Origin of the sequence: Methylocucumis oryzae (assembly GCF_000963695.1) — a bacterium.
Taxonomy (GTDB): Bacteria; Pseudomonadota; Gammaproteobacteria; order Methylococcales; family Methylomonadaceae; genus Methylovulum; species Methylovulum oryzae.
Genome location: NZ_LAJX01000015.1, coordinates 51,645 through 77,067, shown reverse-complemented (window position 1 = coordinate 77,067; position 25,423 = coordinate 51,645). Strand labels below are relative to the sequence as shown.

Sequence of the window (25,423 nt, the reverse complement as noted above, 5' to 3'; positions counted from 1 at the left end):
TTGCAGATGATTTTTGCAATCGAAGATTTTTAAAGTGTAACGAGTTCAACATAATCTCCTAAATCGCATGGATGTAGGAGATTAATTTTTAATGAAATTTTCTAATTCTGAGATTTAGTTGAAAAATCTTCGTCACGATGCTACCGTCTGAAACCCACGGTACATAAGGCTTGCAGGGGTTTTCGGGTTGACACTATCTACAACTTGTCAGAAAAATTGTTGATCAGCCTTTTTTAATTCTGCTAGCTCTTGTGGAGAATAGGATTTCATGGCTTCAAACATAGCCAGAAAAGTCCATAAGCCGGCTAGCAGCTCAGTATAGCTAAACTCCTGTTTATGAAGCATTTGTCGCCCACTTAGTTTGACCAAAAACTCGCGTAACGGTACAACTTCCTGGCGTTGAACGGCGGCAATAGCCCAAACGGTCACACAAGCTATAAATTAAACTGGGTGTGATTAAAAGTGCGGGGAACATGTAGAGTATCAAAAATTCCCTTGCCTAAATTTATGAACTCAACTAAATAACTTCTCTTAATCGAACGTCTAAAACGTCATCCGAAACTGTTTAACCGGATGGAAGCCTTACTCAATATGGTAGAAAACGTAATCGGAGATTGTACAAAAGCCGACGCTGTAGAACAGTATGTGATAGACGAATTGCGTAAAATGGGCAGCGATGCGCTGCATTGTTGGGCGGAGAGCGCCGTTGATAAGGCCACCGAGCAGATACGAAAAGAACAGCCAGGGCTTCATGGTAACGGTAAAAAAAAGTCTGCTGGCACACCACCTACGGAATCATAACGGTCACCGAGCCTCTATTGCGTTGTCCATGTCAACAGATTAGACCTTTCATCAGGTCGGCATGCGTGGTTTCATATAGCTGCTCACTACCGCTGCAACGCGTCATGACTGATTTTGGTGCGGATCATGCGTTTGGACAAGTACCGAAAAAACTGCGTGAGCATTAAGGCATTGACATGCCCGTCAGTACGATTCGAAAAATAACGCAACATCATAGTGAACAGATGCACACGCAAAAGCCCTCCATGACGTTACCGCTGGCTAAGCCTGGCTGCCAACAACAAATCGGCGAACTCGATGGTACCATGATACCTATTGCTAACCTAAGTAAGGTGGAAGGTGATAAGCGTAAACAAATAGCACTCATAGACTGAGCCAAGCCGAGACCTTGGTGTTAAATGCAATCAATGCGGTGAGTCATCATTTTCAAGGGCCACTATTTAAACAATTCGCTGATGTGTTTAAAACTCAAGCAACTATTCTAGCGACCTTTCCTGAGCTTGATCATTATGGGGTACGAGAGCATGGCGACTATGTGGGTCCTATTTTTTCTTATATAGGCAGTCTCTCTGCGAGTTGGCAAACCGAGACCAAAACTAAAATTTTTGCTTATTTACGACCCGATATGCCAGGTTTGCAAGCTTTATTAAAGGTATTAGCAGCAATAGATGCAGAAGTCATCTGTGTTATTCCAGGGCTAGCACGACTCAATCGTGAACTGGCTAAAAAGCTGCGTGTTTACACACAGCCGGTGTTGTTAAATAGTTTTATTGTCAAAGCGAATCTTGTTATATCGTATGCCGGTTCAGGCTTAAGCGCTAATGCGTTGTTAGCAGGTGTGCCATTGTTATTATTGCCTTATACCATCGAACAGTATCTACAAGCGCGGCGTGTTGAGCAATTAGGTGCCGGGCTGATGTTAAGGCAAGAACGTAGTGAAAGCGTTATTAAACAATCACTTGATAGGATAATATCAGAGCCGCATTTCCATAAAGCAGCGTCTGATTTTGCTGCGCGTCATGTCGGATTTCATCCGATGCAAGCGGCTAATTATGTGGTTAAAGCCATAGAAGCGATTATTCAAAGACAATCGATAAAATATGGGCTGAATTAAATGGATACGTTAGGCTATATTACGGAGAACGCTGTTGTACCAGACGTTGCTATTATTGGGGCTGGGCCAGCCGGTTTAATGGCGGCCGAAGTGTTAGGGGCTGCGGGTATTTGCGTCGCTGTTTATGACGCGATGTCATCGGTGGGTCGTAAATTCTTACGCGCGGGTATCGGTGGGCTCAATATTACCCACAGTGAAGAGTATTCGCTATTTTGTAGCCGCTATGGCGGGTATCAACACGCGTTACGCTTAAGCTTAGAGTATATGCCGCCTAATGAAATCATTAATTGGGTGCATGGGTTAGGCATAACTACTTTTGTCGGTAGTTCGGGGCGTATATTTCCTGAGATGATGAAAGCTGCGCCATTATTACGCGCTTGGTTACGCAGGTTGGCGGGTTACAAAGTGGAATTTTATTTACGCCATCGCTGGTTGGGTTGGGACTCACAAGGTTGTTTGTATTTTGAGCATCCGAACGGAAATTTAGTGATAAAGCCTAAGGTAACGGTATTAGCTTTAGGGGGGGCAGTTGGCCAAAATTAGGTTCGGATGGTGCGTGGGTGTCGTATTTAGCGCAACAAGGTATTCAAATGACACCGTTACAAAGCAGTAATTGTGGTTTTACGGTGGCATGGAGTGCGTATTTCCGTGAAAAATTTTCCGGTCAACCGCTAAAATCCGTTGTGCTAAGCGTTAGCGATAACCATGGTTACACCGAGCAACGCCAAGGTGAGTTAATGATACGCGCGCAAGGTATAGAAGGTGGTTTGATTTATGCCTTTTCAGCGCGTTTGCGTGAGCAGATTAGCCAGCAAGGTTACGCGTGTTTTACCTTAGATTTAGCGCCTCAGCATGAACGAGATAACATTATTAATAGTTTAAAAGCCCGTGGCAGACAATCGTTATCGAATTGGTTAAAAAAACAGCTTAAATTTACGCCGTTGAAAATAGCACTACTGCATGAAGTGTTGTGCAAAGAACAAATGGCTGATGTTGTCTTATTAGCGGCCGCGATTAAGGCCTTGCCGATTAAGGCGCTCGCACCTTTTTCTATAGAACATGCAATTAGTAGTGCGGGCGGTGTACAGTTTGATAATTTGAATACTCAGCTCATGCTGAAAAACCGACCTGGTGTGTTTGTCGCCGGAGAGATGTTAGATTGGGATGCGCCTACGGGCGGTTATTTACTCACGGCCTGTTTAGCAACAGGTGCGCACGCAGGTAGGGGCGCTTGTGATTGGTATCGGTTACACGTCTGATGATTAAACTGTTTTTTGGCTATCAACGTAAGGCGGGACAGGGTATTCAGGTTGCATAACGCCAGGGATGGCGTGTAGTAGAGCAACGCAGGAGCAGTTGCCGAGAACGCCGTAAATACATCCCTGTAGGCTTGATGGCAGCATCCCTGCTGCCAACACCTGGAACCATAAGGATGTGGTGAATGCAGAAAACGCAGGAGCAGTTTTCTGCCACCCTAAATACCCTGTCCCTACCAAAGTGTGTAGCCGTTTTTTGGAATTCGTTATGAACGCTTCTCGTCAAAAAGTATTACCATTGATTTTATGCTGTGTATTGTCTTTAAGCGCGCTGTTAGCGGTTGAGGATAGTTGGTCAAAGAGTTACTCATCGTCTCGGTCTTCGTCATCATCACGCTCGTCATCGTATCGATCAAGCAGTAGCAGTTATAGTGCATTACCGAAAAAATCCTCAACGACGAGCTCAAGTTATCGAAGTAATAGTCAAGGTGGTTTTAGTGCTAAATTTGGTAAATCGTATAACACGACCCTCGATAAACTATATCGCCAACAAAGCAGCAGTAAAGCGTATGGCGCACTGCAAAAGACTTTGCCGTCAACAAAGCCTCGCTATTTTCCTGAAGCTGACTTAGCCAAATACCGCTCTCGTTATCGTGACAATCCACTTTATCGCCAAGCAGGACAGGATAACGACAGTTGGGGTGCGCGTGGCCGTTATTACCAAACCAATCCGCCTATTGTTGTTAATGGCGGTAGTGATTCATTTGGGTTATTGTCTGGCATGTTTTTATACAGTCTACTCAATAATGCCGCGCAAGCAGGGCAGTATGCGTTTCACCATCAAAACGACCCAGATTATCAAAAATGGCGCGCTGAAGCTGACCGTTTAGCGCAAGATAACGCTGAATTAAAACAAAAACTTAATGCGCTAGATGGGATTAAAAGTGTACAAACAGATACGTCACCTAATCCCAATTGGTTGCCGCCTGGCGTACCGGCTTCTGCTACGCTGTCCGATGCGGCGTTAAAATCCAGCCAACCCGATTTCAACGTGTGTGTTGGTTCTGAAAATGGCCCTTACTATAAAGTTGCGCAAGCGAATATGCTGCCAGCATTAGTCGAATGGGTTAACTTAATTCCGATACCCACTAAAGGTACGCCTGAAATTTTAGCCAAATTAACTGCGGGTACTTGTGCTGCCGGTTTCATTCAAGGCGATGCTAGCTTTGACCCTCAACAATTAGAGATTATGTTTAAACCGTTTCTGGAAGCGGCGCATTTAGCCTGTAATAAAGCAATGCAAATCAAATCCATAGCCGAACTCAGTAGTCATAACACGCTTTGGATTGCTAAAAATTCTGGCTCGCGTTTAACGTGGGATAAATTCGCTACGCTTAACCCAGAACTGGCTAAAATCCCAGTGCAAGACGCGGTTAATTACGAAGACGCGATTTTAAAAGCGGTTAAGAATAAAGCCTGTTTATTCTATATGGCGGCTCCACATGCTGCGACGATAGATAGGTTGATTAACCGTCCTGAACTTTCATTGGTTGCTATAGACGATGAGCATCTAACACAAAGCGGCGTCTATCAAGCGCGTAAATTGTCATCGAGTGATTATAATAAGGCGATTGCCTCGTCTTGGTTTAGCGATAACTATGTTGATACGGTGGTTGCCCCAGCAACGTTTGTTATTAGCAAAGCCTGGCAAGCGAAAAGCCCTGAATTAGCCGCTAAAATCGCCTTGCAACTGGCCGATATAGAATCCACCTTAAAAAAAGCGGTACAGCAATAATGTTTCATAAAACCAACGCAAACAAACCACGCTTAGTGATAAGCCTGAATAGCCATGTCAGTGTTAATTTAATCGATGTTATAGCGGTTGAATTAGCGCCGGCTTTTATTCGTCCTGAGGGCCCATTTTTTATTCAAGCGGTTGGAGAATTCAGTAACGATAGTATCGACAGCTTTACGCTGTATGTTGAAAATAATGGTCGCTATTATTTAATCGAGTTAGACGCGCGGGGCGAGCAAATTGAGCAGGTTAGCTTTTATCAGAACATTTTAACGTTAACACCTGACGAGCAAGAGTGGCAGGAAATTCTACACGACATGGCAGCGAAAGAATTTATCATGGATGATATTAGTTATCAGCGCTTATTAGGTGGTCAGGCTGATAACGCTGATTTACTCGAATACAGTGAGCAGATTAAAACTTTAGATGATGCGTATGAGTGCCATAATCGCATCATGATTTTTGAACGCACGATTACGCCAGGCGACTTTAAAGAGCGGCTAAAAATAGTGGTCGAAGTCATAGAAAGCAAGCAAATCGCTAGCGTGTCATTTTATTTAGGTTTTGCATTACATCCCTCTACGTTAACGTTATTAGGTAAGTAACTATGTTTTTTAAGCATTACGGTATCCAAAAAACCAAAGAGCTAGTCAATTTATTAGGCGAAGCGATTGTAAAATTCGATCCAGAAGGTGCGACTGAAGCTGCGATTGCTGAAATTGAGGAAAAATTCGACAAATTAAACTTGGCTTTTTCTAAGGCTAAAAAGACTTGGGAAAAAAGAGCAGCAGGAAGCGGAAACGATTGTTGCGTTGTACAACCAACGTTTAGCCGCTGCTGAACATTTACAAGCGATGCCCGACAAAGCATCGGCGCTAAACCAATTACTAACGGTATTAGAAGAAATGCTGCCTGATGTCGAGCGGGAAAAACAAGAGGCAGCGGACGCTAAGCAATATATGACTGAGTTAGAGCAACTCGTCTTACAATACGCAGAAAAACTTAAAAGCGCGCGCCATACCGTTGAAAAAGCTAAAAAAGCCATGGAGCGTGCGACATTCTTAAAGCGGCAAGCCGAAGATAAGGCCGAGGCCGCCAAAATGGCTAGCGGTTTATCCGGTAGCGCCTCGTCACTTAGCAGTGCTATAGGCCACATGGAAAATCTCGCACAAGCCTCGCTCGCCGCTGCTGATGCGGCTAATCGCAAAGCTAGTTTATTACAGCCTGTTTCGGTTGAAGATAATCCTGATATTAAAGCGGCTTTAGATGCAGTAACCGGTAAAACAACAACCGTCTCAACATTAACAGATAGATTGGCGGCATTGAAATCAGCCAAACTTTAACAATAATATTTCTCAATTGTAAATAAAGGTTTGGTTGTTTAAAATCAAGCAACTATATTTTTTTATACCACTATGATGCTGTGATAATGCGTGTTAATGGTCTAATTTAAGTGATTCGGTTAAAGTTTTCCCCGATTCTGCCGATAACGCCTCCAAATACAACATTAAGGAATTTAACATGAGTATCGAATCCATCACAGGCAGAGCGCAAACGCCTGTTAATGTCAAGCTCGATAAAAAGGCGGATGGAGATGTTGAGTCGGCGGGGGCTGCCCAAACGGTTAAAACCACCCAAAAGGCAGACAGTATTGCTATTACCTCTGTTGCTCAAGGGATTAAAAAAGCATTTGAATCCACATCGGCAAGCGATAGCATCGATTTCAATCGGGTTCGCGAAGTAAAAAAAGCATTGGAAGAAAACAATTATTCCATAGATGCCGAAAAAGTGGCTAAAAAGTTGATGGAGTTTGAGCGTCTGCTGTCTTGAGAGAGATTATGAGCTTAATTGATAAAACACTACCTGTTTTAGACCAGTTGCTAGATCATGTTGTGCTAGCATTTGAACAATTGCATCAGACGCTAACTGAAGAAGCAGCTGTGTTAGCATCATCAACAGATGCCGATTCAGTTGCTTCGCTTGCCGCTTATAAGAAACAACGCGTACAACAGCTAGAATTATTTAATACGCATTTGACACAAATTCTAGCCGCAGAAAATCTGCCTCATTCTCAGGCTGGCATACAACGCTATTTTGAACTAGCCGCTGCTTTGGGGTTGTCTATCGATACGACAAAAGCCAAATGGGATACGCTGCAACAGCTATGTCAAACCTGTAAAACATTGAACGAGCAAAACGGTGCCTGTATTGCGCTACTAAGCCGCCATAATCAACGTTGCCTACAACTTATTAAAGGCAATACGCAGCAAGTAAGCACTTACGGTGCTAAAGGTCAATACAAAACCGAGCAGCAATCACGTCGCTTGTTTTCTGCATAAGCTCTAAACTGTCTTGTTTTCCAGTCCGGGTAACGTTAGGATAGCTCTTTATTATTTGTTAGTATATTAAGTCAGTTGACTTTTAACGTATTACCTGTCTACATCTATGGATCATGAATCTGCTTTTTTAATCCGCAGTCGCTCTGACATTATCAGTAAACTTGCTTTATTGCGTAAATATAAATGTCTGCTTACTGTCAGTTTTAACGATAACGAGTCATCTTTTATTACGACTATTTTAGAAATTACGAAAGATCACGTTATTTTTTATCATGGTCCGCAAAAACAACAATTAGAGCAACTGCAAAAAAGCGAGGGTATACACTTTAGAACTGAGCATAACGGGGTTAAAGTGTTTTTTGAAAGCAATAGGTTCATTGAAAAACGAGTGGATGGGGCTTTAGTGTATGCCATACCGATTCCAGATTCGATTACCTGGGTGGAAGCAAGAGATTTTTACCGAATAAAAATTCCAGAGCACAAGCCTGCTTTTTGTTTAATAGCGCCTAACGGAGCTATTCCTATTAAGTTAAAATTGCTAGACATTAGTTTAAGTGGCTTTTCAGCGGTTAATGATACTTTTGAAGTTTCTAAGGTTATGAATCCTAATATCTATTTTAAAGACTGTAAGCTGGTTTTGAATGAATGGATAGAAGAGGTGATTTCGTTTGAAATTCGTCATAAATATGTATTCAAAGCCGCTCATCTCAAACGCTCAGAGAAAATTGGTTGTAAGTTTATCGCGCCAAGCCAAGCCTTTGAAAATGTTATTCAAAGTTATATTTTGCAAATAGAGCGCGAATATAGGCAAAATCAATCAGTGAATAGCGTGGAATCCCCTGTCCCTACGCCAAAGAGTATTTTTTGGTAACTACTCACCCCCTTCGGGTTTAAAGGAACTGAGGCATAGGGGCAGAACCTGCAAAGGTTTGGATAAGAGCCGCGAAGATATTGACACCCTGCTTGTGCAGGGTAGCAAGGTAAGAACGGATAACGCAAAATTTCTCAAGCCCCTCCATCGATCGAAAACAGCCGGAAACCTTTTGCTTGACCTTATTCATCCGCACCGCCTGTTCAGCGATATTGTTAGTAAAAGGAACATTGGGGTCGTAAGCAAACCGCCACACATCATCGGCATACCCGCGCAGCCTTAACAACAAATTGTAAGCCTTGCCCTGCTTGGCTTTGCCGCGTTTTCCAGCTTCTTTTTCAGCCTTAGGATTGACCGCTTCGCCATCGAGCAGCAGCACTTCATACACCAACCGGAAATAAGCCAACCGTTCGACTGGCAACACATTGGCAGCCGAGGCGTTCACTTCGTGGCAGGCGGTGCGCAACAGCGTCATCATATGGCCTGCCCACTCCTGATTCATTTGAGTAGCAACAAAATTCAACTCACGCAAATGATGTTGATTGCACAAACCATGTACCGCCTCGTCAAACAGCCGGTAAGAAGATAGGCCATCATGAATCAAAATGCCGGTAGCTTGCCCCAAAATGCCCAACGCATCAAAAGCTTCTTTGCCGCGTTTGTTGTGTGCGCCCATCCAAGTCAGCATCGCGGTTGCAGCAATGTGTACCCATTTATTTTTGCCGCCGACATTCATCCCGGTTTCATCCGCGTGCAGTACGGGTGCGGTTTTCAGTGCCTTAGCGATGGCATCGACGATGGGCGAGAGCAACCATTGGGCTTCATTTTGCGCATTCAAAACCGCCGCGTCGCTCATCGGCAGGCAAAACATCGTCCCCATCAATTGACCCGTCCGATTAATGGGCAGCATTTCCTGGCAGGTCAAACTGACGGCGGTTGCTTTGGCAACGGGACCGTATTGCACACTGGCTTTGACCTCGGCGGGAAATTGGCCGCGATGCACCTTACCGCATTGACAAACCGTTTCAAATACTTGATGCTCGGTGATGACCGGCTTGACAGGCGGTATGTCGAACACTTGGCGGGTTTCAACTTTAACCTGTGCGCCTGCCAGTGATAAGCCGCAATCGCAGTGGCCGGGCGGGTGATGGGGGATTACTTTGTCAGGATTGGCTACGGGGCTGAGCGTTGTGCCTGGATGACCTTCTTGACCACCTGATTTCTTGGTGCTTGTGTCGCGTATTGAGGTATTTTTATTGGACTTTGACTTGTTGAAACCGTCTTTTGAAGGCGGGAGACTTGAGTTGCTGCTGTTGAGGCCTAGTTTTCCCTGCAATTCTGCAACGGTTTTCTCCAGTTCAATAATCTTTGCAGACAACGCCAGTATAAGCGCGTCTTTATCGTTTTCTGCGACTGGGATTTCTGGGCGTGGCGTGTTCATTGCGTTATTTTAGCTCAAACTTTTTTAACGGGGCTGAGTAGTTACATTTTTTGAGCATAAAAAAACCGTCTACGCTAATAATAACAGTAGACGGTTTTGTTATGAGTAACGCGTGTGTTTAGTTAAAAGTTGTTCCTGGCGTACCTGGTAAGCTAGGCATGGCTTGTTTGGGGAACTCACCCGTTAATGCATTTAAGAATTCGACAATGTCAGCCACTTCTTCTTTGCTTAAATCTTTGTTTAATTGCAATTTAGCCATTAGTGTTACGGCTTTATCTAAAGTTTTAACTGAACCGTTATGGAAATAAGGTGCGGTTAATGCAATGTTGCGCAAGGTAGGTACTTTCCACATGCCTTCATCGGCTGGATTTTTAGTGACTTCTGCTAAGCCTTTATCTTTCTTAAAGTGGAATTGAGCTTCAAAATAGCCGTTTGCAAATAATGGGAATTTTTGGAACGAACCCGATCCATTAAAGGCGGGGCCACTATGACAGCTAGTGCAACCTAACTCAGCCATTTTTTCCATGCCTCTGAGTTGCTGGTCGGTTAAAGCAGATTTATCCCCGTCTACATATTTATCGTAAGCGCTGTTAGGGGTAATCAATGTGCGCTCGTAAGCAGCAATGGCTTTAGTCGCATTGTCTTTTGAAATAGAATCTTTGCCGAATGCTTTTTCAAATGCTTGGTTATAGCCTTCAATGGTTTTTAAGCGTGCGACCACGTCATCCCAGCTTTTCATACCCATTTCAATCGGATTAGTGACAGGGCCTGCGGCTTGTTCTTCGAGGCTAGCAGCTCTACCGTCCCAAAACTGTACTTTATTAAATGCAGCATTCCAGACAGTCGGAGCGCTACGCCCACCCGTTTGGCCGTGAACCCCCATAGAATTAGGGCGGTTATCTTCACCGCCTAGCATCGTATTATGGCATGACGCACAGGCAACAGTGCCTGTCGATGACAAACGTGGGTCATGATAAAGCATTTGTCCTAATGCCACTTTTTCAGCGGTGGTCGGATTGTCTTGCGGTGCTGGAGCTTCAGTAGGTAATGCATCCCATGCTGAAGCGACAGAAATTGAGCCGGTTAAAGCGAGTAGTGTGACCAATAAGCGAGTTTTAAACATGCCATCCTCCAAATAATTATTATCAAATTAGCGATATAAGTCTTTGAGCAAAGCCTTATATCAAGCCGGTAGCAACGACGCATTTTAAAGTATATCTTGACCAAGATACAGTGAATTTCCTAGGCTTATACGCTTAATGCTCGTCAACGGTCAATGCCGTCATAATTTCTTGGGCGATTTGATTTTGCTTATCGGTATCTGTAATCGGTTGGAATTGTTGGTCAGTGACATAAAACATATCTTCAACGCGGCTGCCTATCGTGGTGATTTTGGCGCTGTGTAAGCTAATATTTTGTCGTATAAAAGCTTTACCGATTTTCGATAATAAGCCCGCATGGTCGGTGGTAATTAATTCGATGACCGTGTATTTGTTTAGTGGGTCGATTTGAAATTTAACACTGGTTGGAATAGGAAAGTGTTTAGCTTGTCTGGAAAGCTTGTGTAAATTCTTTTGCCGCTTAACTTTACCTTGTTTTAAGTTCTGACGCAGTGCGATACAAATATGATTTTCTCGGCATAAGTCTAAGATAGGCTCGCCGGATTGCTCTAAGACTTGGAAACTGTTTAGCACATGATTATCGGATGTCGTCATGATTCTTGCGTCTAAGATGGTCAAGCCTAATTGGTCTAAGGTTGCGGTGCATAACGAAAACACCGCCTCTTGATTTTTCATATAAACGAAGATTTCGGCGCTACCACGCTGGGTTTGAGGTCTGACTAAGACGAGCGGGAAGTCTTCGGCATTTGCCGAAGTAATAGCGGTAATATGCCAAACGACTTCGTCTGTGGTATAGCGCAGAAAATAATCGTCGCTGACATATTGCCATAGCTCTTCAAAAACGGGCTTGGCAATTCCGGCTTTTAATAACTCGTCTTCAACTTCTTTTTTATTCTCTAGCAGGCGTTCGGATAACGCGAGTGGGTTTTTTAAGCCTTTACGCAAAGCGCTATGCGTTGCATTGTAAAGCTCGCGCAATAAAGCGTCTTTCCACGAGTTCCATAATTCAGGGTTAGTCGCGCGAATGTCGGCAACAGTGAGTAAATACAAATGGTTTAAATATTCAATACTGCCGACCACTTGGGCAAATTCGTGGATAATATCAGCATCGCCAATATCTTTACGCTGCGCTGTCATAGACATGAGTAAATGATGCCTGACTAGCCAGCTGATTAAACGCGTGTCATGTGCGGATAGATCATGTTGCAAACAAAAATCGCGGGCAATCTCTTCGCCTATCGTAGAGTGGTCGCCATTTCTGCCTTTCGCAATATCATGAAATAGCGCGGCTAAATACAATAACTCAGGTTTAGAGATGAGCAAAAAGATGCTGTTGCAAAAAGGTAATTCGTCACGGTGCGCATCTAGTGAGAAGCGGCGAAGGTTGCGTATGACGAATAAGGTATGCATGTCTACGGTGTAAATATGAAATAAATCATATTGCATACGCGCAACGATATTGGCAAAACTCGGTAAATAAGCCGATAAAATGCCATAGCGATTCATGCGCTTAAGTTGTGTTGTAATGCCATCGGGTTGGCGTAAGATGGTCATAAATAAGTTTGTTACTGTTTTGCTCTGACGAAACTCGGCGTCAATTAAATGTAAGCTTTTACGAATCAAACGTATGGTGGTTGCGCGCAAACCTTTTAATGCAGGCTTTTGCTGAAGAATTAAAAAGACTTCTAACAATGCGGGCGGATAATGGTTAAAAACTTGTTCATCTATGGCTTCTAAGTAGCCACTAATCGCAACAAATTTATCGGATACAGGGATAGGTTGGCAGCCATTTTCGCCACAGACAAAACGCTCGTTAAACAATTGCAATAACATTTCATTAAGACGCTCTAAGCCTTGTACCGTCTTAAAATAAAATTGCATAAATTGTTCAACGTCTTCGTTGTAACAGCCTTCACAAGAAAAACCGAATTGCCTGGCTAGCTCGCGCTGATAGTCGAAAATTAAGCGGTCTTCGCCACGGTGAGTGAGTAAATGCAACGCATAGCGAATGCGCCATAATACATCTCTAGCCGCGATGAGTTCGGCATATTCCGCTTCTGGTAAGAAGCCATATTCAATCAGTTCGCGTAATGTCGATGAGTTGTAATGCCGTTTAAAGACCCACGCGATGACTTGCATATCGCGCAAGCCGCCAGGGCCTTCTTTAATGTTGGGCTCTAAGTTATACGCTGTATCGTGGGCTTTAGCGTAACGCTGTTGTTGCTCCTTCATTTTGGCGGCAAAAAACTGATCGGAGGGCCAGATTTTACTAGGGGCTATCTCATGTTTTAATTGCTCGAATAACGCCTGGTTGCCTGTAATCAAGCGCATTTCTAGCAAGCTAGTCATGATGGTTTGATCCGTAATTGCGACGGCGAGACATTCCTCAATGGTGCGCGCACTTTGACCCGGTTTTAAGCCGACATCCCAAAGAAACGTCAGAAAATCAGCGAGTGCATCTTGATACGCTGATGTGTCGCTAGAGTGTAATAAAACGACAATATCAATATCAGAATAAGGAAATAGCTCACGGCGACCATAGCCACCTACCGCGATTAAGCTGTGTTGAGCAGAGTGTTCGCCTAAAAAGTTATGCCAACAACACGTTAATACATCATCGATAAAATCCGAGCGTTCTTTTAGCAAGCCATAAACAGAGCAATGCGGGTCGAATTTATTTTCTAGTTGTACGAATTTTTGTCGTAGTACTTGCTTGTAGTACGTCAATGAATCTTGTTCGAAAGAGGTCGCAATGTTAGTCATTAGTGCTCTTGTTGTCGTAGGGTCAAAATTTCATAACCAGTTGGTGTGACTAACACCGTGTGTTCCCATTGTGCTGATAAGCTGCGGTCTTTAGTTACGGTCGTCCAGCCATCAGGTAGTACTTTTACATGGCGCTTACCTAGATTAATCATAGGTTCTATGGTAATCGTCATGCCGGCTTCTAAAATAACGCCGCTACCTGGTTTGCCGTAATGCAAGACTTGGGGTTCTTCATGAAATTTCTTGCCTATACCATGACCGCAGAACTCTCTAACGACTGAATAGCGGTTAGATTCGGCATGTTTTTGTATGGCATGGCCAATATCGCCCAAAGTTGCCCCAGGTTTTACTTGTTGAATGCCTAAATACATGGCTTCTTGGGTAATATTGACTAAGCGTTTAGCGTGTTGCGATACGTCGCCTACACAAAACATCATGCTGGTATCGCCGTGATAGTCATCTTTTATCACGGTAATATCGACATTAACAATGTCTCCAGACTTAAGCTTTTTGTCGCTAGGAATACCATGACACACTTGCTGGTTAATTGACGTACAAATTGATTTCGGAAAGCCGTGATAATTTAACGGGGCGGGTATCGCTTGTTGCACGTTGACAATATAGTTATGACAAAGCGTATCTAATTCGTTAGTTGTTACGCCTGGGACAACATAAGGTGTTATCATTTCAAGGACTTCAGCAGCCAATCGGCCTGCAATGCGCATTTTTTCAATTTCGCTGTCGTTTTTAATCGTTATGCTCATGTGTTTAGGTGTGTGCTTAAATCGTATCGTGTTGATAATCATTCACATGAGTTTAACAGAGTTCGGTTTATTGTAAAAAAAAAGCTTATATGATATAAAGCTAAGTTCATTTTTGTATTAATACTCACGCTTAATCGTCACGTTTGGTAGGGTGTCGGCGCCATGAGCGTCCGGTTGCTAAACGGGGTTAGCGGAGGCCCAACCCAAAGTTACTAAGGAGCAATCAATGACAGCAGTATCAATGCGGCAAATGCTGGAAGCTGGCGTCCACTTCGGACACCAAACCCGGTATTGGAATCCCAAAATGGCAAACTACTTGTTTGGGGCGCGTAATAAAATTCATATCATCGACTTGGAAAAGAACCTTGCCGATGTTTAATGACGCGATGAACTATTTGGGACAAATGGCCGCAAATAAAGGCACAATCTTATTTGTGGGCACAAAAAAAAGCCGCTCGTAAAGTAGTTGCCGAAGAAGCCGCGCGTTGCGGTATGCCGTATGTTAATCACAGATGGTTAGGCGGCATGATGACGAACTTCAAAACGATTAGAAAATCGATTAATCGTTTGAAAGAATTAGAAGCAATGAAAGCAGATGGTACGTTATATCAACGCTTTGGTAAAAAAGAAGCGTTAGGCATGGAGCGCGAGTTAGAAAAGTTAGAGCGTAGCTTAGGCGGTATCAAGGACATGAAAACCGTACCAGACGTCATTTTCATTTTAGATGTGGGTTATGAGAAAAATGCGATTAGCGAAGCTAAGAAATTAGGCATTCCTGTCGTAGGCATAGTAGATTCAAACAACTCACCGGAAAAAATCGACTATATTATTCCTGGCAACGATGATTCTATTCGTGCTATTAAACTCTACTGCGAAAGCGCTAGCTCAGCGATATTAGATGCTAAAACGGCTACGCTGGGTTTATCGGCTAAAGTTGACGATTTTGTTGAAGAAGCCGTTAATCCTGACGAACAAGCATAATATAACGCGTCTTTAGACGTAATCTACAGACTAGAAAACTCATAACGCCTCCTCACGGGGGCGTTTTTATAGTGACATCAATACGACGAGGAAATAAGAGAATGAGCAATACTATCACAGCAGACATGGTGAAGACGTTACGCGAACGAACTGGTTCTGGCATGATGGAGTGCAAAAAAGCCTTGGTTGAAGCCAATGGCGATATGGAGTTAGCCGTAGAAAACATGCGTAAAGCAGGACTTGCAAAAGCCGATAAAAAATCTGGCCGTATCGCTGCCGAAGGTTTGATTGGCGTACAAACCAGTGCAGATGGTAAAGCAGTGGCTATCGTCGATGTTAATTGCGAAACAGACTTTGTTGCTAAAGCCGATGATTTTGTTGGCTTTGTTAATAGCATTACTGCTGCATTATTGAATTCAGATGTTGCAACGGAAGAGCAATTTTTAGCCATGCCATTAGAAGATGGTGTAACTGTCGATGAAATGCGTCGCGGTTTAATCGCAAAACTAGGTGAAAATATTACTGTTAGACGTTTCCAAAAATACCAAACGGAAGGCGGTACTGCGAGTTATTTGCACGGTAAAAAAATTGGTGTCATTGTTGAACTTGCTGTTGCTGACGCCGATTTAGGCAAAGACATCGCTATGCATATTGCGGCAAGCAAGCCTGTTTGTGTTTCAGAAGACCAAGTGGCTCAAGAAACGATAGATAAAGAAAGAGAAATCTTTATGGCGCAAGCATCTGAAAGCGGCAAGCCTATGGAAATTATCGAGAAAATGGTACAAGGTCGTATTACTAAGTTCTTGGCAGAGGTGACGTTATTAGGTCAGCCGTTTGTTAAAGATGACAAAATCACTGTTGGTAAATTAGCGGCATCTAAAGGCAATACGGTTATCCGTTTTACTCGTTTTGAAGTCGGCGAGGGGATTGAAAAGAAAGAAGAAAACTTTGCTGAAGAAGTGATGGCACAGGTGCGCGGCAGATAATTGCTTAGCTTTCCGTTTCTTAACTCATCTACACTAAGCCATCACGACTAGAGATTATGACAAAACTGATTTGCCAACGAATTTTATTGAAATTAAGCGGTGAAGCATTAATGAGCGAAACCGGCGGCAGTATTGATGCGACTATCGTTAATAGATTGGCTTCTGAAATCAAAGAGTTATCAGATTTAGGTGTGCAAATCGGCTTAGTGATAGGCGGTGGAAATATTTTGCGCGGTGCTGAGCGAGCTGACACCGGTTTAGACAGGGTGACAGGCGATCAAATGGGAATGCTCGCGACTGTGATTAACGCATTAGCGTTACAAGACGCTATCGAGCATCTAGGTCAGCCCGTTCGCGTCATGTCTGCGCTAAAAATTAATCAAGTCTGTGAAGACTATATTCGCCGTCGTGCGATTAGGCATTTGGAAAAAGGTCGTGTAGTTATTTTTGCTGCTGGCACAGGCAATCCTTTTTTCACTACGGATTCAGCCGCTAGCTTGAGGGCGATAGAAATCAATGCAGAGTTAATGATTAAAGCGACTAAGGTAAAAGGCGTTTATTCTGCTGACCCTGCAAAAGTTAAAGATGCCGTTTTTTATCCGCGCTTAAGTTATGATGAAGCATTGGATCAGCGTTTGAACGTCATGGACACCACTGCGCTCGTTTTATGCAAAGAAAACAACATGCCCATGCGTGTTATGAATATTTTTGAACAAGGAGCTGTGATGCGTTTAATGCAAGGCGAAGACATAGGCTCCTTAATTCAGTGAGGTACAAACACAATGATAAATGATATTCAACAAGATGCCGCGACACGTATGGCTAAAAGCATCGAGGCATTGAAACACGAATTCTCTAAAATCAGAACCGGTAGAGCGCATCCTAGCTTATTAGATCAAGTAAGCGTGTCTTATTACGGTACTGAATCAGCGCTTTCGCAAGTAGCGAATATTGCTGTTGAAGATTCGCGAACTTTATCTATCACGCCTTGGGAAAAAACTATGGTTCAGGCGATAGAAAAAGCTATATTAAAATCGGATTTAGGTTTAAATCCGTCTAATAACGGCACGGTTATTCGCGTTCCTTTACCGGCGTTAACTGAAGAACGCAGACGCAGCTTGGTTAAATTGGTCAAACAAGAGGCAGAAAACGGACGTGTCGCGATACGGAATATAAGGCGAGACGCTAATTCTGAAATTAAAGAGAGCTTAAAAGAAAAGCTTATTTCTGAGGATGAAGCACGCTCAGCTGAAGAAAAAATTCAAAAGCTTACTGACCAATACATTAAAGATGTTGAAAAACTGTTAGAAGCCAAAGAAGCCGATTTATTGTCTTTATGAGCTATCATTAAGGCGCGTGTTATGACTAACGACACTTTAACCAGTAGTGAGTCTCAAATTCCTAAACATATTGCGATTATCATGGATGGCAATGGACGTTGGGCAGAACAACGTTTTTTGCCGCGTGCGTTAGGTCATCAAGCAGGCGTTAAGGCGGTTAGAAAAATTGTCGAGCATTGTGCTAAACAGCAGGTTCAAGTATTAACGTTGTTTGCGTTTAGTAGCGAAAATTGGCGTAGGCCCAAAGAAGAAGTCTCCTTATTAATGGGGTTATTTCTGGCGACGTTACAAAATGAAATCAATATTCTCGACAAAAACAACATACGCTTGCGTTTTATCGGTGATAGAAGCGCTTTTTCCCAGCCATTACAAGATAAAATGACAGAGGGTGAGCGGCAAACTCAGTCCAATACGGCATTAACCATTGTTATTGCTGTTAATTATGGTGGTCATTGGGATATTGCCCAGGCCATGCAAACAATCCTAACTAAAATTCAATCAGGCGAGCTGGTTAATCCTATTATTGATGACCGCCTTATTGCAGCGCATTTATCAACTCACGATTTGCCAGAACCTGACTTGTTTATTCGCACAGGTGGCGAGCAACGCATTAGTAATTTTTTATTATGGCAGCTTGCTTACACCGAATTGTATTTTACGCCAACCTTATGGCCGGATTTTGATGCAAAAGCCTTAGATGATGCGATTACTAGCTTTAAAGGACGTCAGCGTCGATTCGGTCATACGGGCGAGCAAATTAAAAATAACTCCGTTAAATTATAACTACAATCCACTTAACCATGTTGATACAGCGAATTATTACAGGCTCGATTTTAGCCGCCATTATTCTTTTTTCCGCTTTTAAATCGGATGAGTATTTATCAATCGTAATTGGTATATTGACTTTAGCCGGTGCCTGGGAATGGGCTTATTTAGCAGGCATAGAATCACCTATTCGGCGCGCTGCATTTGTTGTATTAACGCTATTACCTATGGTAGGGATACATCTTTGGACCTACTTTTTAGAGTTTATCGCAGTAAGTTTTGATTGGGCAGAAGTGCGTAATTACTCAGGGATTATCGAATGGTTAGTCGTCCCACCTGTGCTGTTTTGGATTGTGATGATGTTTATCATCAGAAGAGCACCTGAAGGCATCTTAAATGTAAAGTTAAAAATAAACCTTAAGCTGGTTACCGGTTGGTTTGTGTTAGTCGCAACCTGGATGTTTTTAATTCGGTTAAGAGCGTTATATGGCGCGGAAATGACTATTTATTACTTGATTTTAGTTTGGATGGCCGATATCGCTGCATACTTTGTAGGTAGACGTTTTGGTAAAACTAAATTATCGCCTGAAATTAGCCCAGGCAAAACAGTTGAAGGCATGTATGGCGCGATAGCATCAGGCGTGATATGCGCTATAGTTTTGAGCCTTATCTATCGCTTTCCTATTATGATTGCATCAGATTTTGTTTTATTATCAGCACTAACCGTGTTAATTTCGATATACGGTGACTTATTCTTTAGTGTTGTTAAGCGCCAACGTGGTGTTAAAGACAGTGGCACTATCTTACCGGGTCATGGGGGTGTCTTAGACAGAATCGACAGCTCTATTGCGGCATCGCCGTTTTTCTACGCAGGCGTGTTATTAATTCATACTGGCATCATCTCATGAAAAGGATTTGCATTCTCGGTGCGACCGGATCTATTGGCGTAAGTACCTTAGATGTTGTTGCCAGGCATAAAGATAAATACCGTGTTGTCGCATTAACAGCTAATAACAATATCGATTTATTACTGCAGCAATGCCAGCAGCATCAACCTGATTACGCCGTTGTTGTTGACGAAGTTAACGCTGAGGCATTTAAAGCCAAAGCACAAGCATCTGGCTTAACTCAGCTTACGGTGTTAACAGGTGCAAAAGCCTTAGCCGAGGTAGCGACTTTAGCTGAAGTCGATTCGGTTATGGCAGCCATTGTGGGTGCTGCAGGTTTGCTGCCTACATTAGCGGCGGCACAAGCGGGCAAAACAGTATTGCTTGCTAATAAAGAAGCCTTAGTCATGTCGGGTCCGATTTTCATGCGTGCGGTCAGTGAATCAGGAGCATTACTATTGCCTATTGATAGTGAGCATAATGCCATTTTCCAATGTATGCCTGCAGGTTATCAGGCTGGTACGACCAGCCAACAAGTACGCCGTATTTTATTAACCGCCTCGGGCGGCCCTTTTCGCACAACGCCATTAGCCGACTTGCCTCATGTAACGCCAGCGCAAGCTGTTGCCCATCCTAACTGGGATATGGGTAAAAAAATATCAGTTGACTCGGCAACAATGATGAATAAAGGCTTAGAAATGATAGAGGCCTGTTTATTATTCAATGTGTTGCCTGAACAAATACAAATCGTTATTCATCCGCAAAGCGTGATTCATTCCATGGTCGATTATGTGGATGGAAGCGTATTAGCACAAATGGGAACGCCTGATATGCGCATTCCAATTGCTCATGCATTGGCTATGCCGGAACGCTTTGCTTCAGGCGCTGATGGTTTAGATTTATTTGCAGTTGCGCGCATGGATTTTGAACGCCCGGATTTTGAGCGCTTCCCTTGTCTACGGCTAGCGTATGAGGCGATACATGCCGGTGGCATCATGCCTGCCGTATTAAATGCGGCTAATGAAATCGCCGTTGCTGCATTTTTACAACATGATATTCGCTTTACTGATATCGCTTATATCATTGAGCACACGATGCAAGCATTCACCGCGCAATCGGCGAATACATTAGAGATGGTGTTAACGGCCGATCAGCAAGCCAGGGATGTCGCCCAACGAATCATCATTCGCTTACATTAATATGGAAACTCTTCACACCTTATTTTACTTTATAATTGCCGTTGGTTTATTAATCGCGATACATGAATTCGGACATTTTTGGGTTGCGCGCAAAACTGGCGTGAAAGTTCTGAGATTCTCCATCGGCTTTGGCAAAATAGTGTGGTCATATCAAAAATCGCCTGAAACAACCGAATATGCGCTATCTGTATTCCCGTTAGGTGGTTATGTAAAAATGGTCGATGAACGAGAAGGTAATGTCGCAGCCGATGATTTGCCTTATGCGTTTAATCGCCAAGCGTTATGGGTTAGGTCGGCTATTGTTGTTGCAGGACCTTTATTTAACTTAGCATTAGCCGTTATGCTGTTTTGGTTAGTGCTGGTGCTGGGCGAAACAGGCTTTAAACCTATTTTAGGCACTATAGAGCCTAACACGATTGCGGCTAGCGCCAATTTCAAAGAAGGCGATGAAATTTTAACGGTAAACGGTAAAACGACGCCGACTTGGACTGAAGCGATGAATGCGGTGATTACGTCAGCGCTCGACGGTCAAACTGAATTAACAATTAAGGTCAAGACGTTAGATGAGCGTGAAGAGCTTAGAGTTGTTAATTTGACCGGTGCAGATAGTCAAAGTCCAGAAGCCCTCTATAAACGTTTAGGCTTTAATCCCTGGGCGCCAAAGCTCAAACCAATAATAGGTGAGTTATTACCAGAGGGTGCGGCGATGGTTGCTGGACTCAAAAAAGGTGATTTGGTATTAACAGTTGATGACGTAGCGATTAATGATTGGATGCAATGGGTTGAAACTGTTAAAAAAGCACCAGGCAAATCGCTTAATGTCAAAATAGAACGTGATGGTGTGCTCATGTCTTTGACGGTTATCCCAAAACCGACGCAAGTCGGCGATACAACCGAAGGTAAGATTGGCGCGATGGTGCTAGTTCCAGAAAATTTGCTTAATTCAGTGCGCGCCGAATATTCATTACCGATGTTAGAAGCCATCCCTGTTGCTTTTGAAACCACGTATTATTATTCTGTGACCACTGTGAAAATGATAGGCAAAATGCTGGTGGGTCGAGCTTCGGTAGAAAATCTTAGCGGCCCTATTAGTATTGCGCAATTAGCAGGCCAAACCGCTAGTTTGGGATTTGTGCCGTTTATTAAGTTTCTAGGTTTAGTCAGTGTTAGCTTGGGCGTATTGAACTTATTACCTATTCCGATGTTAGATGGAGGTCATTTAATGTTTTACGCTATAGAAGGCATTAAAGGTAAACCTGTATCAGAAAAAGTCCAGCTAGCCTTTCAACATGCTGGCTTAGCCGTCTTATTAACCCTTATGGCGTTAGCAATGGTGCTAGACATACAGCGGCTATTTTAACCGCTGAGCATTACAGGCTAGGTTTGAAGTCCCCTTTTGTTCTTATTATTGAGACTGTTATGAAAAACACGATAAAAACCGCGCTAGCTATTTTGAGTCTGTCTCTCTCGGTGGTAAACGCAGATGAAAGTGCTGTTAAACAAGCACTTAGCAAAGCTATGCCAGACTTAAAAGTTGAGTCCATTAAGCCATCGCCAATTGCTGGACTTTATGAATTGTCGGTGGGTTCTAGTGTATTGTATGCTTCAGAAGATGGTAAATACATTCTACAAGGTCGCTTAATCGACGTTGGTACACGTACTGATTTAACTGAGCAGAAATTAGCGGCGGGTAGGCTTGCTGCATTAGATAAGCTTGGCGAAGATAAGATGATTATTTTCAAGCCGAAAATAAAAAAATATACAGTATCTATATTTACAGATATTGATTGTGGTTATTGCCGTAAACTGCATTCAGAAATCGATCAATATCTAGCTCAAGGTATTACGATTCGTTATTTATTCTTCCCAAGAGCCGGCAAAGGCTCAGAATCTTATAACAAAGCCGTATCGGTTTGGTGTGCAAAAGACCGTAATGCTGCGTTAACAGCCGCCAAAAAAGATGAAAAATTAGACGCTAAAACCTGTGACAACCCTGTCGATGAACACATGGACTTAGCTGAAAGTTTTGGCGTCAAAGGCACACCTATGATTGTTACCGAGCAAGGTAATGTTTATCCAGGTTATTTGCCAGCGAGTGAGTTAGTTGAGGCGCTGGAAAGTGAAAAGAAGTAGCCTACACTAGCTGCTCAAAATCTATACGACAATCTAATTTATTTATCTCGCTAGATTGTCGTGTTAAGCAAGAATCATGTGAAAAGTTATCTATATGATTTTCAACTCCCTAGCGTTTGCTATTTTTTTACCAATAGTTTTTGATTTTATACTACTTAAGCGGGTATAAAAAACAAAACTGGGTTTTATTGATTGCTGGCTATGTGTTTTATGGCGCTTGGGATATCCGTTTTTTATATTTAGTTTCACTTTCTACCGTTCTCGATTATTGTACTGGTTTAATGATAGGTCAAGGCAGTATGAGCCTTACGCAAAGGTTAGCGCCTACCTGTCATTTATTGGGATTTTGCTTATTATTTCTGCTACCTAATTGGCAAGACGTTACATGGTCACAAGCGTTTCTCAGTTCTAATAATCTCGCTACACTGCTGACTCCCTCTGATTTTGGTGTAAACGTCTTATTATTGACATGTTGTTTACTCATTACTGCCCACGGCTTGTATCCAATTTTGGCGCAATTGCCAGAACAGAAAAAAAAGGTTATTTTTCCTGCGTTGTAGCCTGTTCGGTCAATTAGGGATGCTTGGAGTATTTAAATATTATAATTTTTTTATTTCAAGCGCAGAAAACTTGGCAAAAAATATCAATATAGATATTAGTTTCTTGCATTTAGATATTATTTTGCCAATCGGTATTTCTTTCTATACATTTCAGACGTTAAGCTATGTTTGTGATGTGTATTGGCGGCGCATGAAGCCTGTCCAGCATTTACAAGATTTTGCTTTATTTGTTTGTTATTTTCCGCCATTAGTTGCGGGTCCAATAGAAAGAGCCTCACATTTAGTCCCTAAAATTCTTGCTAAGCGTACGGTCAATTTCGACCAAATAGCTCACGGTGGTTATTTAATTTTATTTTTATTAGGGCTAGTCAAAAAAATAACCATAGCCGACGGATTAGCGGGAACCGTTGCTAGCATTTACAATTCAACAGGTAGCGTTGGTTGGCTTGATATTGTTGTCAGTACAATTGCGTTTACCCTGCAAATCTATGGCGATTTTTCAGGTTATTCGGATATTGCTAGCGGCGTATCATTATGGTTTGGTATTGAGTTATTGCGTAACTTTAATCAGCCTTATTTTTCGGTAAATCCCTCCGAGTTTTGGCGGCGTTGGCATATTAGCTTATCTAGCTGGTTACGCGACTACCTATATATACCTCTAGGCGGCAACAGAGGAACAGAAATAAGTACACTACGCAACTTAATGTTGACGATGGTTCTAGGCGGCTTATGGCATGGCGCGGCTTGGAATTTTATTTTATGGGGTGGGTATCAAGGGAGCTTATTGGTTATCCATAGGCTATTCACTGGCGGAAAAACCAAAGAGTTTGCTGGTAAACTCTGGGCTCGTTTACCGAGGATGTTGTTTTTTTTGATTTTTGTTTGTTATGGATGCTATTATTCCGCGCCAACTCATTAGAGCAAATTTTTAGATTTTACTAAAATATTGTTTACGGATTTTTCCAATATGCAATTGCATGCAAAACAACCAACATTAGCGGCGTTAGTCGGTGTAGTCATGCTCATGTTCATTGAATTCTTGCAATTTAAAACTCAAAGTGAGTATTTTTATGTTCGCTGTTCTGGATTATTTCTGGGTTTACTCTACGCTGGACTTTTTTACCTTGCTGTTAATGGGTATTTCTAATGGCACATCAGAGCAATTTATCTACTTCCAATTCTGATTTAGCATCAGATGCGATAATACCGAGGCGAAAAATTTTTACCGCGCTGGGGTGGGCTTGTCTTTGGCTATTACTAATAGACGTGACGATAAACATTTTATTTTCCATGCCAGCATTACCAACACTTAGACCAAACGCAATACAACAATATTTTAATTATGGTCGCTCGGTTGAAAGCAAACTCCGTTATATGGTTAGGGATGACAAAGAGTCGACTGCCCCTATAGCATACGCTGGCTGGATTGGCGCTGACCAAGACTCAATCTTACCTATTCAAGCATCTGGTTCGCAAAAAATATTAATTGCTGCTTATGGTCAATCCTTTACTTTTCATCTGTTAGATGCATTACATAAAATTGATCCGCGCTTTGAACTAAATTTACAAGGAGGCCCGGCTGCTCCGCTTGCCCATTCATACGCATTATTTGAAAAAGATTCCACCCATAAACAAGCAAAATTTGTGGTATTAGGTGTTTTAGCCTCATCACTGCCACGAAATGTGTCGCCGACTACGATGACGACATGGTTTGAAGCGGCTACTCCTTATAATTACCCGCGTTATTACTTAGAACAAGGGCAGTTAAAAGTGGTTAAGCCATTTTTTAATTCTTTAGATGAACTACGCAATGGATTAAAAAATTCTGAAATTTGGGAGCAGTACAAGGACTTTTTGCGTGTCAATGATCCCGCCTATCATTCTTATGTTTTTGACACTGACGTTTTTGATTACTCAGCGTTAGGGCGGTTAATTCGTCGCGGCTATAGCCACAAGCATGTGCATGAAGTGAATGCCCGCTACTGGGATGAGCGGGGGTTTAAAAATACGGATGGGCTACTTGATGTTTCAAATGCTCTCATTAAAAATTTTGCACAACAAGTTAGGAAAAAAGGGCAGATACCTTTAGTCCTATTGTTACAAGACCGAGGCTATGAAGATCATTTAGTCAAGGCCTTTCAAGAAACATTAACAGCACATAATATTCCTTACTTTAGTTCCCATGATATAGCGCCCTCTTCAGATTTAAGTAATTTCATTTCTGATGGGCATTTTAAACCTGAAATTGACATCAAATTAGCCACCGCGCTAAATAAGTTACTGCTGCAATATTTAGCCAACTAGCGT

26 protein-coding genes and 2 pseudogenes are annotated in these 25,423 nt (G+C 42.6%); 23 read left to right on the top strand and 5 right to left on the bottom strand.

Annotated features, from left to right (window positions below; all coding sequences use genetic code 11):
* Window positions 1-207: 207 nt before the first annotated feature.
* Window positions 208-345 (bottom strand): hypothetical protein, encoded by a 138-nt coding sequence (locus VZ94_RS25725; protein ID WP_157844831.1) that lies wholly within the window; start codon window positions 343-345, stop codon window positions 208-210.
* Between the two features lie 246 nt (window positions 346-591).
* Between VZ94_RS25725 and VZ94_RS02080 the strand changes: the two genes are divergently transcribed.
* The 11 genes and pseudogenes from VZ94_RS02080 (at window position 592) to VZ94_RS02035 (ending at window position 8,176) form a co-directional block, all read left to right on the top strand.
* Window positions 592-801 (top strand): hypothetical protein, encoded by a 210-nt coding sequence (locus VZ94_RS02080; RefSeq protein WP_131655448.1) that lies wholly within the window; start codon window positions 592-594, stop codon window positions 799-801.
* A 176-nt stretch (window positions 802-977) separates the two neighbouring features.
* Window positions 978-1,175, top strand: coding sequence for a hypothetical protein (locus tag VZ94_RS25720; RefSeq protein ID WP_045777961.1), 198 nt, complete (start codon window positions 978-980; stop codon window positions 1,173-1,175).
* A 17-nt stretch (window positions 1,176-1,192) separates the two neighbouring features.
* A complete protein-coding gene (locus VZ94_RS02070; RefSeq protein WP_192828588.1) occupies window positions 1,193-1,915 on the top strand; it encodes a nucleotide disphospho-sugar-binding domain-containing protein in 723 nt (240 codons plus the stop codon).
* A 99-nt stretch (window positions 1,916-2,014) separates the two neighbouring features.
* Window positions 2,015-3,174 (top strand): annotated as a pseudogene (locus tag VZ94_RS32615) (TIGR03862 family flavoprotein); the annotation flags it as partial.
* Window positions 3,175-3,439: 265 nt separating this feature from the next.
* Window positions 3,440-4,966 (top strand): TAXI family TRAP transporter solute-binding subunit, encoded by a 1,527-nt coding sequence (locus VZ94_RS26365; RefSeq protein WP_045777960.1) that lies wholly within the window; start codon window positions 3,440-3,442, stop codon window positions 4,964-4,966.
* A complete protein-coding gene (locus VZ94_RS02055; RefSeq protein WP_045777959.1) occupies window positions 4,966-5,571 on the top strand; it encodes a DUF2491 family protein in 606 nt (201 codons plus the stop codon). Before VZ94_RS26365 ends, VZ94_RS02055 begins: the two co-directional genes overlap by 1 nt.
* Window positions 5,572-5,573: 2 nt before the next feature.
* A complete protein-coding gene (locus tag VZ94_RS22020) occupies window positions 5,574-5,807 on the top strand; it encodes a hypothetical protein (RefSeq protein ID WP_052700119.1) in 234 nt (77 codons plus the stop codon).
* Window positions 5,779-6,309, top strand: coding sequence for a hypothetical protein (locus VZ94_RS02050; RefSeq protein ID WP_052700118.1), 531 nt, complete (start codon window positions 5,779-5,781; stop codon window positions 6,307-6,309). The genes VZ94_RS22020 and VZ94_RS02050 overlap by 29 nt, the downstream gene beginning before the upstream one ends.
* A gap of 178 nt (window positions 6,310-6,487) precedes the next feature.
* Window positions 6,488-6,796 (top strand): flagellar biosynthesis anti-sigma factor FlgM, encoded by a 309-nt coding sequence (gene flgM / locus VZ94_RS02045; protein WP_045777958.1) that lies wholly within the window; start codon window positions 6,488-6,490, stop codon window positions 6,794-6,796.
* Window positions 6,797-6,804: 8 nt separating this feature from the next.
* Window positions 6,805-7,305 (top strand): flagella synthesis protein FlgN, encoded by a 501-nt coding sequence (locus VZ94_RS02040; RefSeq protein ID WP_045777957.1) that lies wholly within the window; start codon window positions 6,805-6,807, stop codon window positions 7,303-7,305.
* A 106-nt stretch (window positions 7,306-7,411) separates the two neighbouring features.
* Window positions 7,412-8,176, top strand: coding sequence for a flagellar brake protein (locus VZ94_RS02035; protein ID WP_045777956.1), 765 nt, complete (start codon window positions 7,412-7,414; stop codon window positions 8,174-8,176).
* A 19-nt stretch (window positions 8,177-8,195) separates the two neighbouring features.
* Here the strand turns inward: VZ94_RS02035 and tnpC are convergent, their stop codons facing one another.
* From tnpC to map, 4 genes are all read right to left on the bottom strand, one after another.
* Complete coding sequence (tnpC, locus tag VZ94_RS02030; RefSeq protein WP_052700117.1) at window positions 8,196-9,617, bottom strand: IS66 family transposase; 1,422 nt, start codon at window positions 9,615-9,617, stop codon at window positions 8,196-8,198.
* A gap of 118 nt (window positions 9,618-9,735) precedes the next feature.
* Window positions 9,736-10,740 (bottom strand): cytochrome-c peroxidase, encoded by a 1,005-nt coding sequence (locus tag VZ94_RS02025; RefSeq protein ID WP_045777955.1) that lies wholly within the window; start codon window positions 10,738-10,740, stop codon window positions 9,736-9,738.
* A 133-nt stretch (window positions 10,741-10,873) separates the two neighbouring features.
* A complete protein-coding gene (gene glnD / locus VZ94_RS02020) occupies window positions 10,874-13,501 on the bottom strand; it encodes a [protein-PII] uridylyltransferase (protein ID WP_045777954.1) in 2,628 nt (875 codons plus the stop codon).
* Window positions 13,501-14,265, bottom strand: a complete 765-nt coding sequence (map, locus tag VZ94_RS02015) for a type I methionyl aminopeptidase (RefSeq protein ID WP_045777981.1) — start codon at window positions 14,263-14,265, stop codon at window positions 13,501-13,503. Before map ends, glnD begins: the two co-directional genes overlap by 1 nt.
* A gap of 226 nt (window positions 14,266-14,491) precedes the next feature.
* Between map and rpsB the strand changes: the two are divergent.
* The 12 genes and pseudogenes from rpsB (at window position 14,492) to VZ94_RS01955 (ending at window position 25,420) form a co-directional block, all read left to right on the top strand.
* Window positions 14,492-15,246, top strand: a pseudogene (gene rpsB, locus VZ94_RS02010) (30S ribosomal protein S2).
* A 101-nt stretch (window positions 15,247-15,347) separates the two neighbouring features.
* The gene (gene tsf, locus VZ94_RS02005; RefSeq protein ID WP_045777952.1) at window positions 15,348-16,232 is read left to right on the top strand and encodes a translation elongation factor Ts; all 885 of its coding nucleotides are present in this window, start codon (window positions 15,348-15,350) and stop codon (window positions 16,230-16,232) included.
* A 56-nt stretch (window positions 16,233-16,288) separates the two neighbouring features.
* Window positions 16,289-17,002, top strand: coding sequence for a UMP kinase (pyrH, locus tag VZ94_RS02000; protein WP_045777951.1), 714 nt, complete (start codon window positions 16,289-16,291; stop codon window positions 17,000-17,002).
* 12 nt (window positions 17,003-17,014) lie between these two features.
* Complete coding sequence (frr, locus tag VZ94_RS01995) at window positions 17,015-17,572, top strand: ribosome recycling factor (RefSeq protein ID WP_045777950.1); 558 nt, start codon at window positions 17,015-17,017, stop codon at window positions 17,570-17,572.
* 21 nt (window positions 17,573-17,593) lie between these two features.
* Window positions 17,594-18,355, top strand: coding sequence for an undecaprenyl pyrophosphate synthase (uppS, locus tag VZ94_RS01990; RefSeq protein ID WP_045777949.1), 762 nt, complete (start codon window positions 17,594-17,596; stop codon window positions 18,353-18,355).
* Between the two features lie 17 nt (window positions 18,356-18,372).
* Window positions 18,373-19,245 carry a phosphatidate cytidylyltransferase gene (locus tag VZ94_RS01985; RefSeq protein ID WP_045777948.1) on the top strand — a complete coding sequence of 291 codons (873 nt, stop codon included), beginning with the start codon at window positions 18,373-18,375 and terminating at the stop codon, window positions 19,243-19,245.
* Entirely contained in the window at window positions 19,242-20,423 is a 1,182-nt protein-coding gene (ispC, locus tag VZ94_RS01980) for a 1-deoxy-D-xylulose-5-phosphate reductoisomerase (protein ID WP_045777947.1), read from the top strand. The genes VZ94_RS01985 and ispC overlap by 4 nt, the downstream gene beginning before the upstream one ends.
* A gap of 1 nt (window position 20,424) precedes the next feature.
* Window positions 20,425-21,783 (top strand): RIP metalloprotease RseP, encoded by a 1,359-nt coding sequence (rseP, locus tag VZ94_RS01975; RefSeq protein ID WP_045777946.1) that lies wholly within the window; start codon window positions 20,425-20,427, stop codon window positions 21,781-21,783.
* Window positions 21,784-21,842: 59 nt separating this feature from the next.
* The gene (locus VZ94_RS01970) at window positions 21,843-22,556 is read left to right on the top strand and encodes a DsbC family protein (RefSeq protein WP_045777945.1); all 714 of its coding nucleotides are present in this window, start codon (window positions 21,843-21,845) and stop codon (window positions 22,554-22,556) included.
* Window positions 22,557-22,696: 140 nt separating this feature from the next.
* On the top strand, window positions 22,697-23,116 hold the full coding sequence (locus VZ94_RS01965) for a hypothetical protein (RefSeq protein WP_045777944.1): 420 nt from the start codon (window positions 22,697-22,699) through the stop codon (window positions 23,114-23,116).
* Between the two features lie 70 nt (window positions 23,117-23,186).
* Window positions 23,187-24,035 carry an MBOAT family O-acyltransferase gene (locus VZ94_RS01960; protein WP_157844829.1) on the top strand — a complete coding sequence of 283 codons (849 nt, stop codon included), beginning with the start codon at window positions 23,187-23,189 and terminating at the stop codon, window positions 24,033-24,035.
* A gap of 227 nt (window positions 24,036-24,262) precedes the next feature.
* Window positions 24,263-25,420: a hypothetical protein gene (locus VZ94_RS01955; RefSeq protein ID WP_131655447.1), complete on the top strand. Its 1,158-nt coding sequence runs from the start codon at window positions 24,263-24,265 to the stop codon at window positions 25,418-25,420.
* The last annotated feature ends 3 nt before the right edge of the window (window positions 25,421-25,423 follow it).

Coding starts and splice junctions, on each gene's coding strand:
- VZ94_RS25725 (WP_157844831.1), bottom strand. CDS start 345: ATGCTTCATAAACAGGAGTTTAGCTATACTGAGCTGCTAGCCGGCTTA.
- VZ94_RS02080 (WP_131655448.1), top strand. CDS start 592: ATGGTAGAAAACGTAATCGGAGATTGTACAAAAGCCGACGCTGTAGAA.
- VZ94_RS25720 (WP_045777961.1), top strand. CDS start 978: ATGCCCGTCAGTACGATTCGAAAAATAACGCAACATCATAGTGAACAG.
- VZ94_RS26365 (WP_045777960.1), top strand. CDS start 3,440: ATGAACGCTTCTCGTCAAAAAGTATTACCATTGATTTTATGCTGTGTA.
- VZ94_RS02055 (WP_045777959.1), top strand. CDS start 4,966: ATGTTTCATAAAACCAACGCAAACAAACCACGCTTAGTGATAAGCCTG.
- VZ94_RS22020 (WP_052700119.1), top strand. CDS start 5,574: ATGTTTTTTAAGCATTACGGTATCCAAAAAACCAAAGAGCTAGTCAAT.
- flgM (WP_045777958.1), top strand. CDS start 6,488: ATGAGTATCGAATCCATCACAGGCAGAGCGCAAACGCCTGTTAATGTC.
- VZ94_RS02040 (WP_045777957.1), top strand. CDS start 6,805: ATGAGCTTAATTGATAAAACACTACCTGTTTTAGACCAGTTGCTAGAT.
- VZ94_RS02035 (WP_045777956.1), top strand. CDS start 7,412: ATGGATCATGAATCTGCTTTTTTAATCCGCAGTCGCTCTGACATTATC.
- tnpC (WP_052700117.1), bottom strand. CDS start 9,617: ATGAACACGCCACGCCCAGAAATCCCAGTCGCAGAAAACGATAAAGAC.
- VZ94_RS02025 (WP_045777955.1), bottom strand. CDS start 10,740: ATGTTTAAAACTCGCTTATTGGTCACACTACTCGCTTTAACCGGCTCA.
- glnD (WP_045777954.1), bottom strand. CDS start 13,501: ATGACTAACATTGCGACCTCTTTCGAACAAGATTCATTGACGTACTAC.
- map (WP_045777981.1), bottom strand. CDS start 14,265: ATGAGCATAACGATTAAAAACGACAGCGAAATTGAAAAAATGCGCATT.
- tsf (WP_045777952.1), top strand. CDS start 15,348: ATGAGCAATACTATCACAGCAGACATGGTGAAGACGTTACGCGAACGA.
- pyrH (WP_045777951.1), top strand. CDS start 16,289: ATGACAAAACTGATTTGCCAACGAATTTTATTGAAATTAAGCGGTGAA.
- frr (WP_045777950.1), top strand. CDS start 17,015: ATGATAAATGATATTCAACAAGATGCCGCGACACGTATGGCTAAAAGC.
- uppS (WP_045777949.1), top strand. CDS start 17,594: ATGACTAACGACACTTTAACCAGTAGTGAGTCTCAAATTCCTAAACAT.
- VZ94_RS01985 (WP_045777948.1), top strand. CDS start 18,373: ATGTTGATACAGCGAATTATTACAGGCTCGATTTTAGCCGCCATTATT.
- ispC (WP_045777947.1), top strand. CDS start 19,242: ATGAAAAGGATTTGCATTCTCGGTGCGACCGGATCTATTGGCGTAAGT.
- rseP (WP_045777946.1), top strand. CDS start 20,425: ATGGAAACTCTTCACACCTTATTTTACTTTATAATTGCCGTTGGTTTA.
- VZ94_RS01970 (WP_045777945.1), top strand. CDS start 21,843: ATGAAAAACACGATAAAAACCGCGCTAGCTATTTTGAGTCTGTCTCTC.
- VZ94_RS01955 (WP_131655447.1), top strand. CDS start 24,263: ATGGCACATCAGAGCAATTTATCTACTTCCAATTCTGATTTAGCATCA.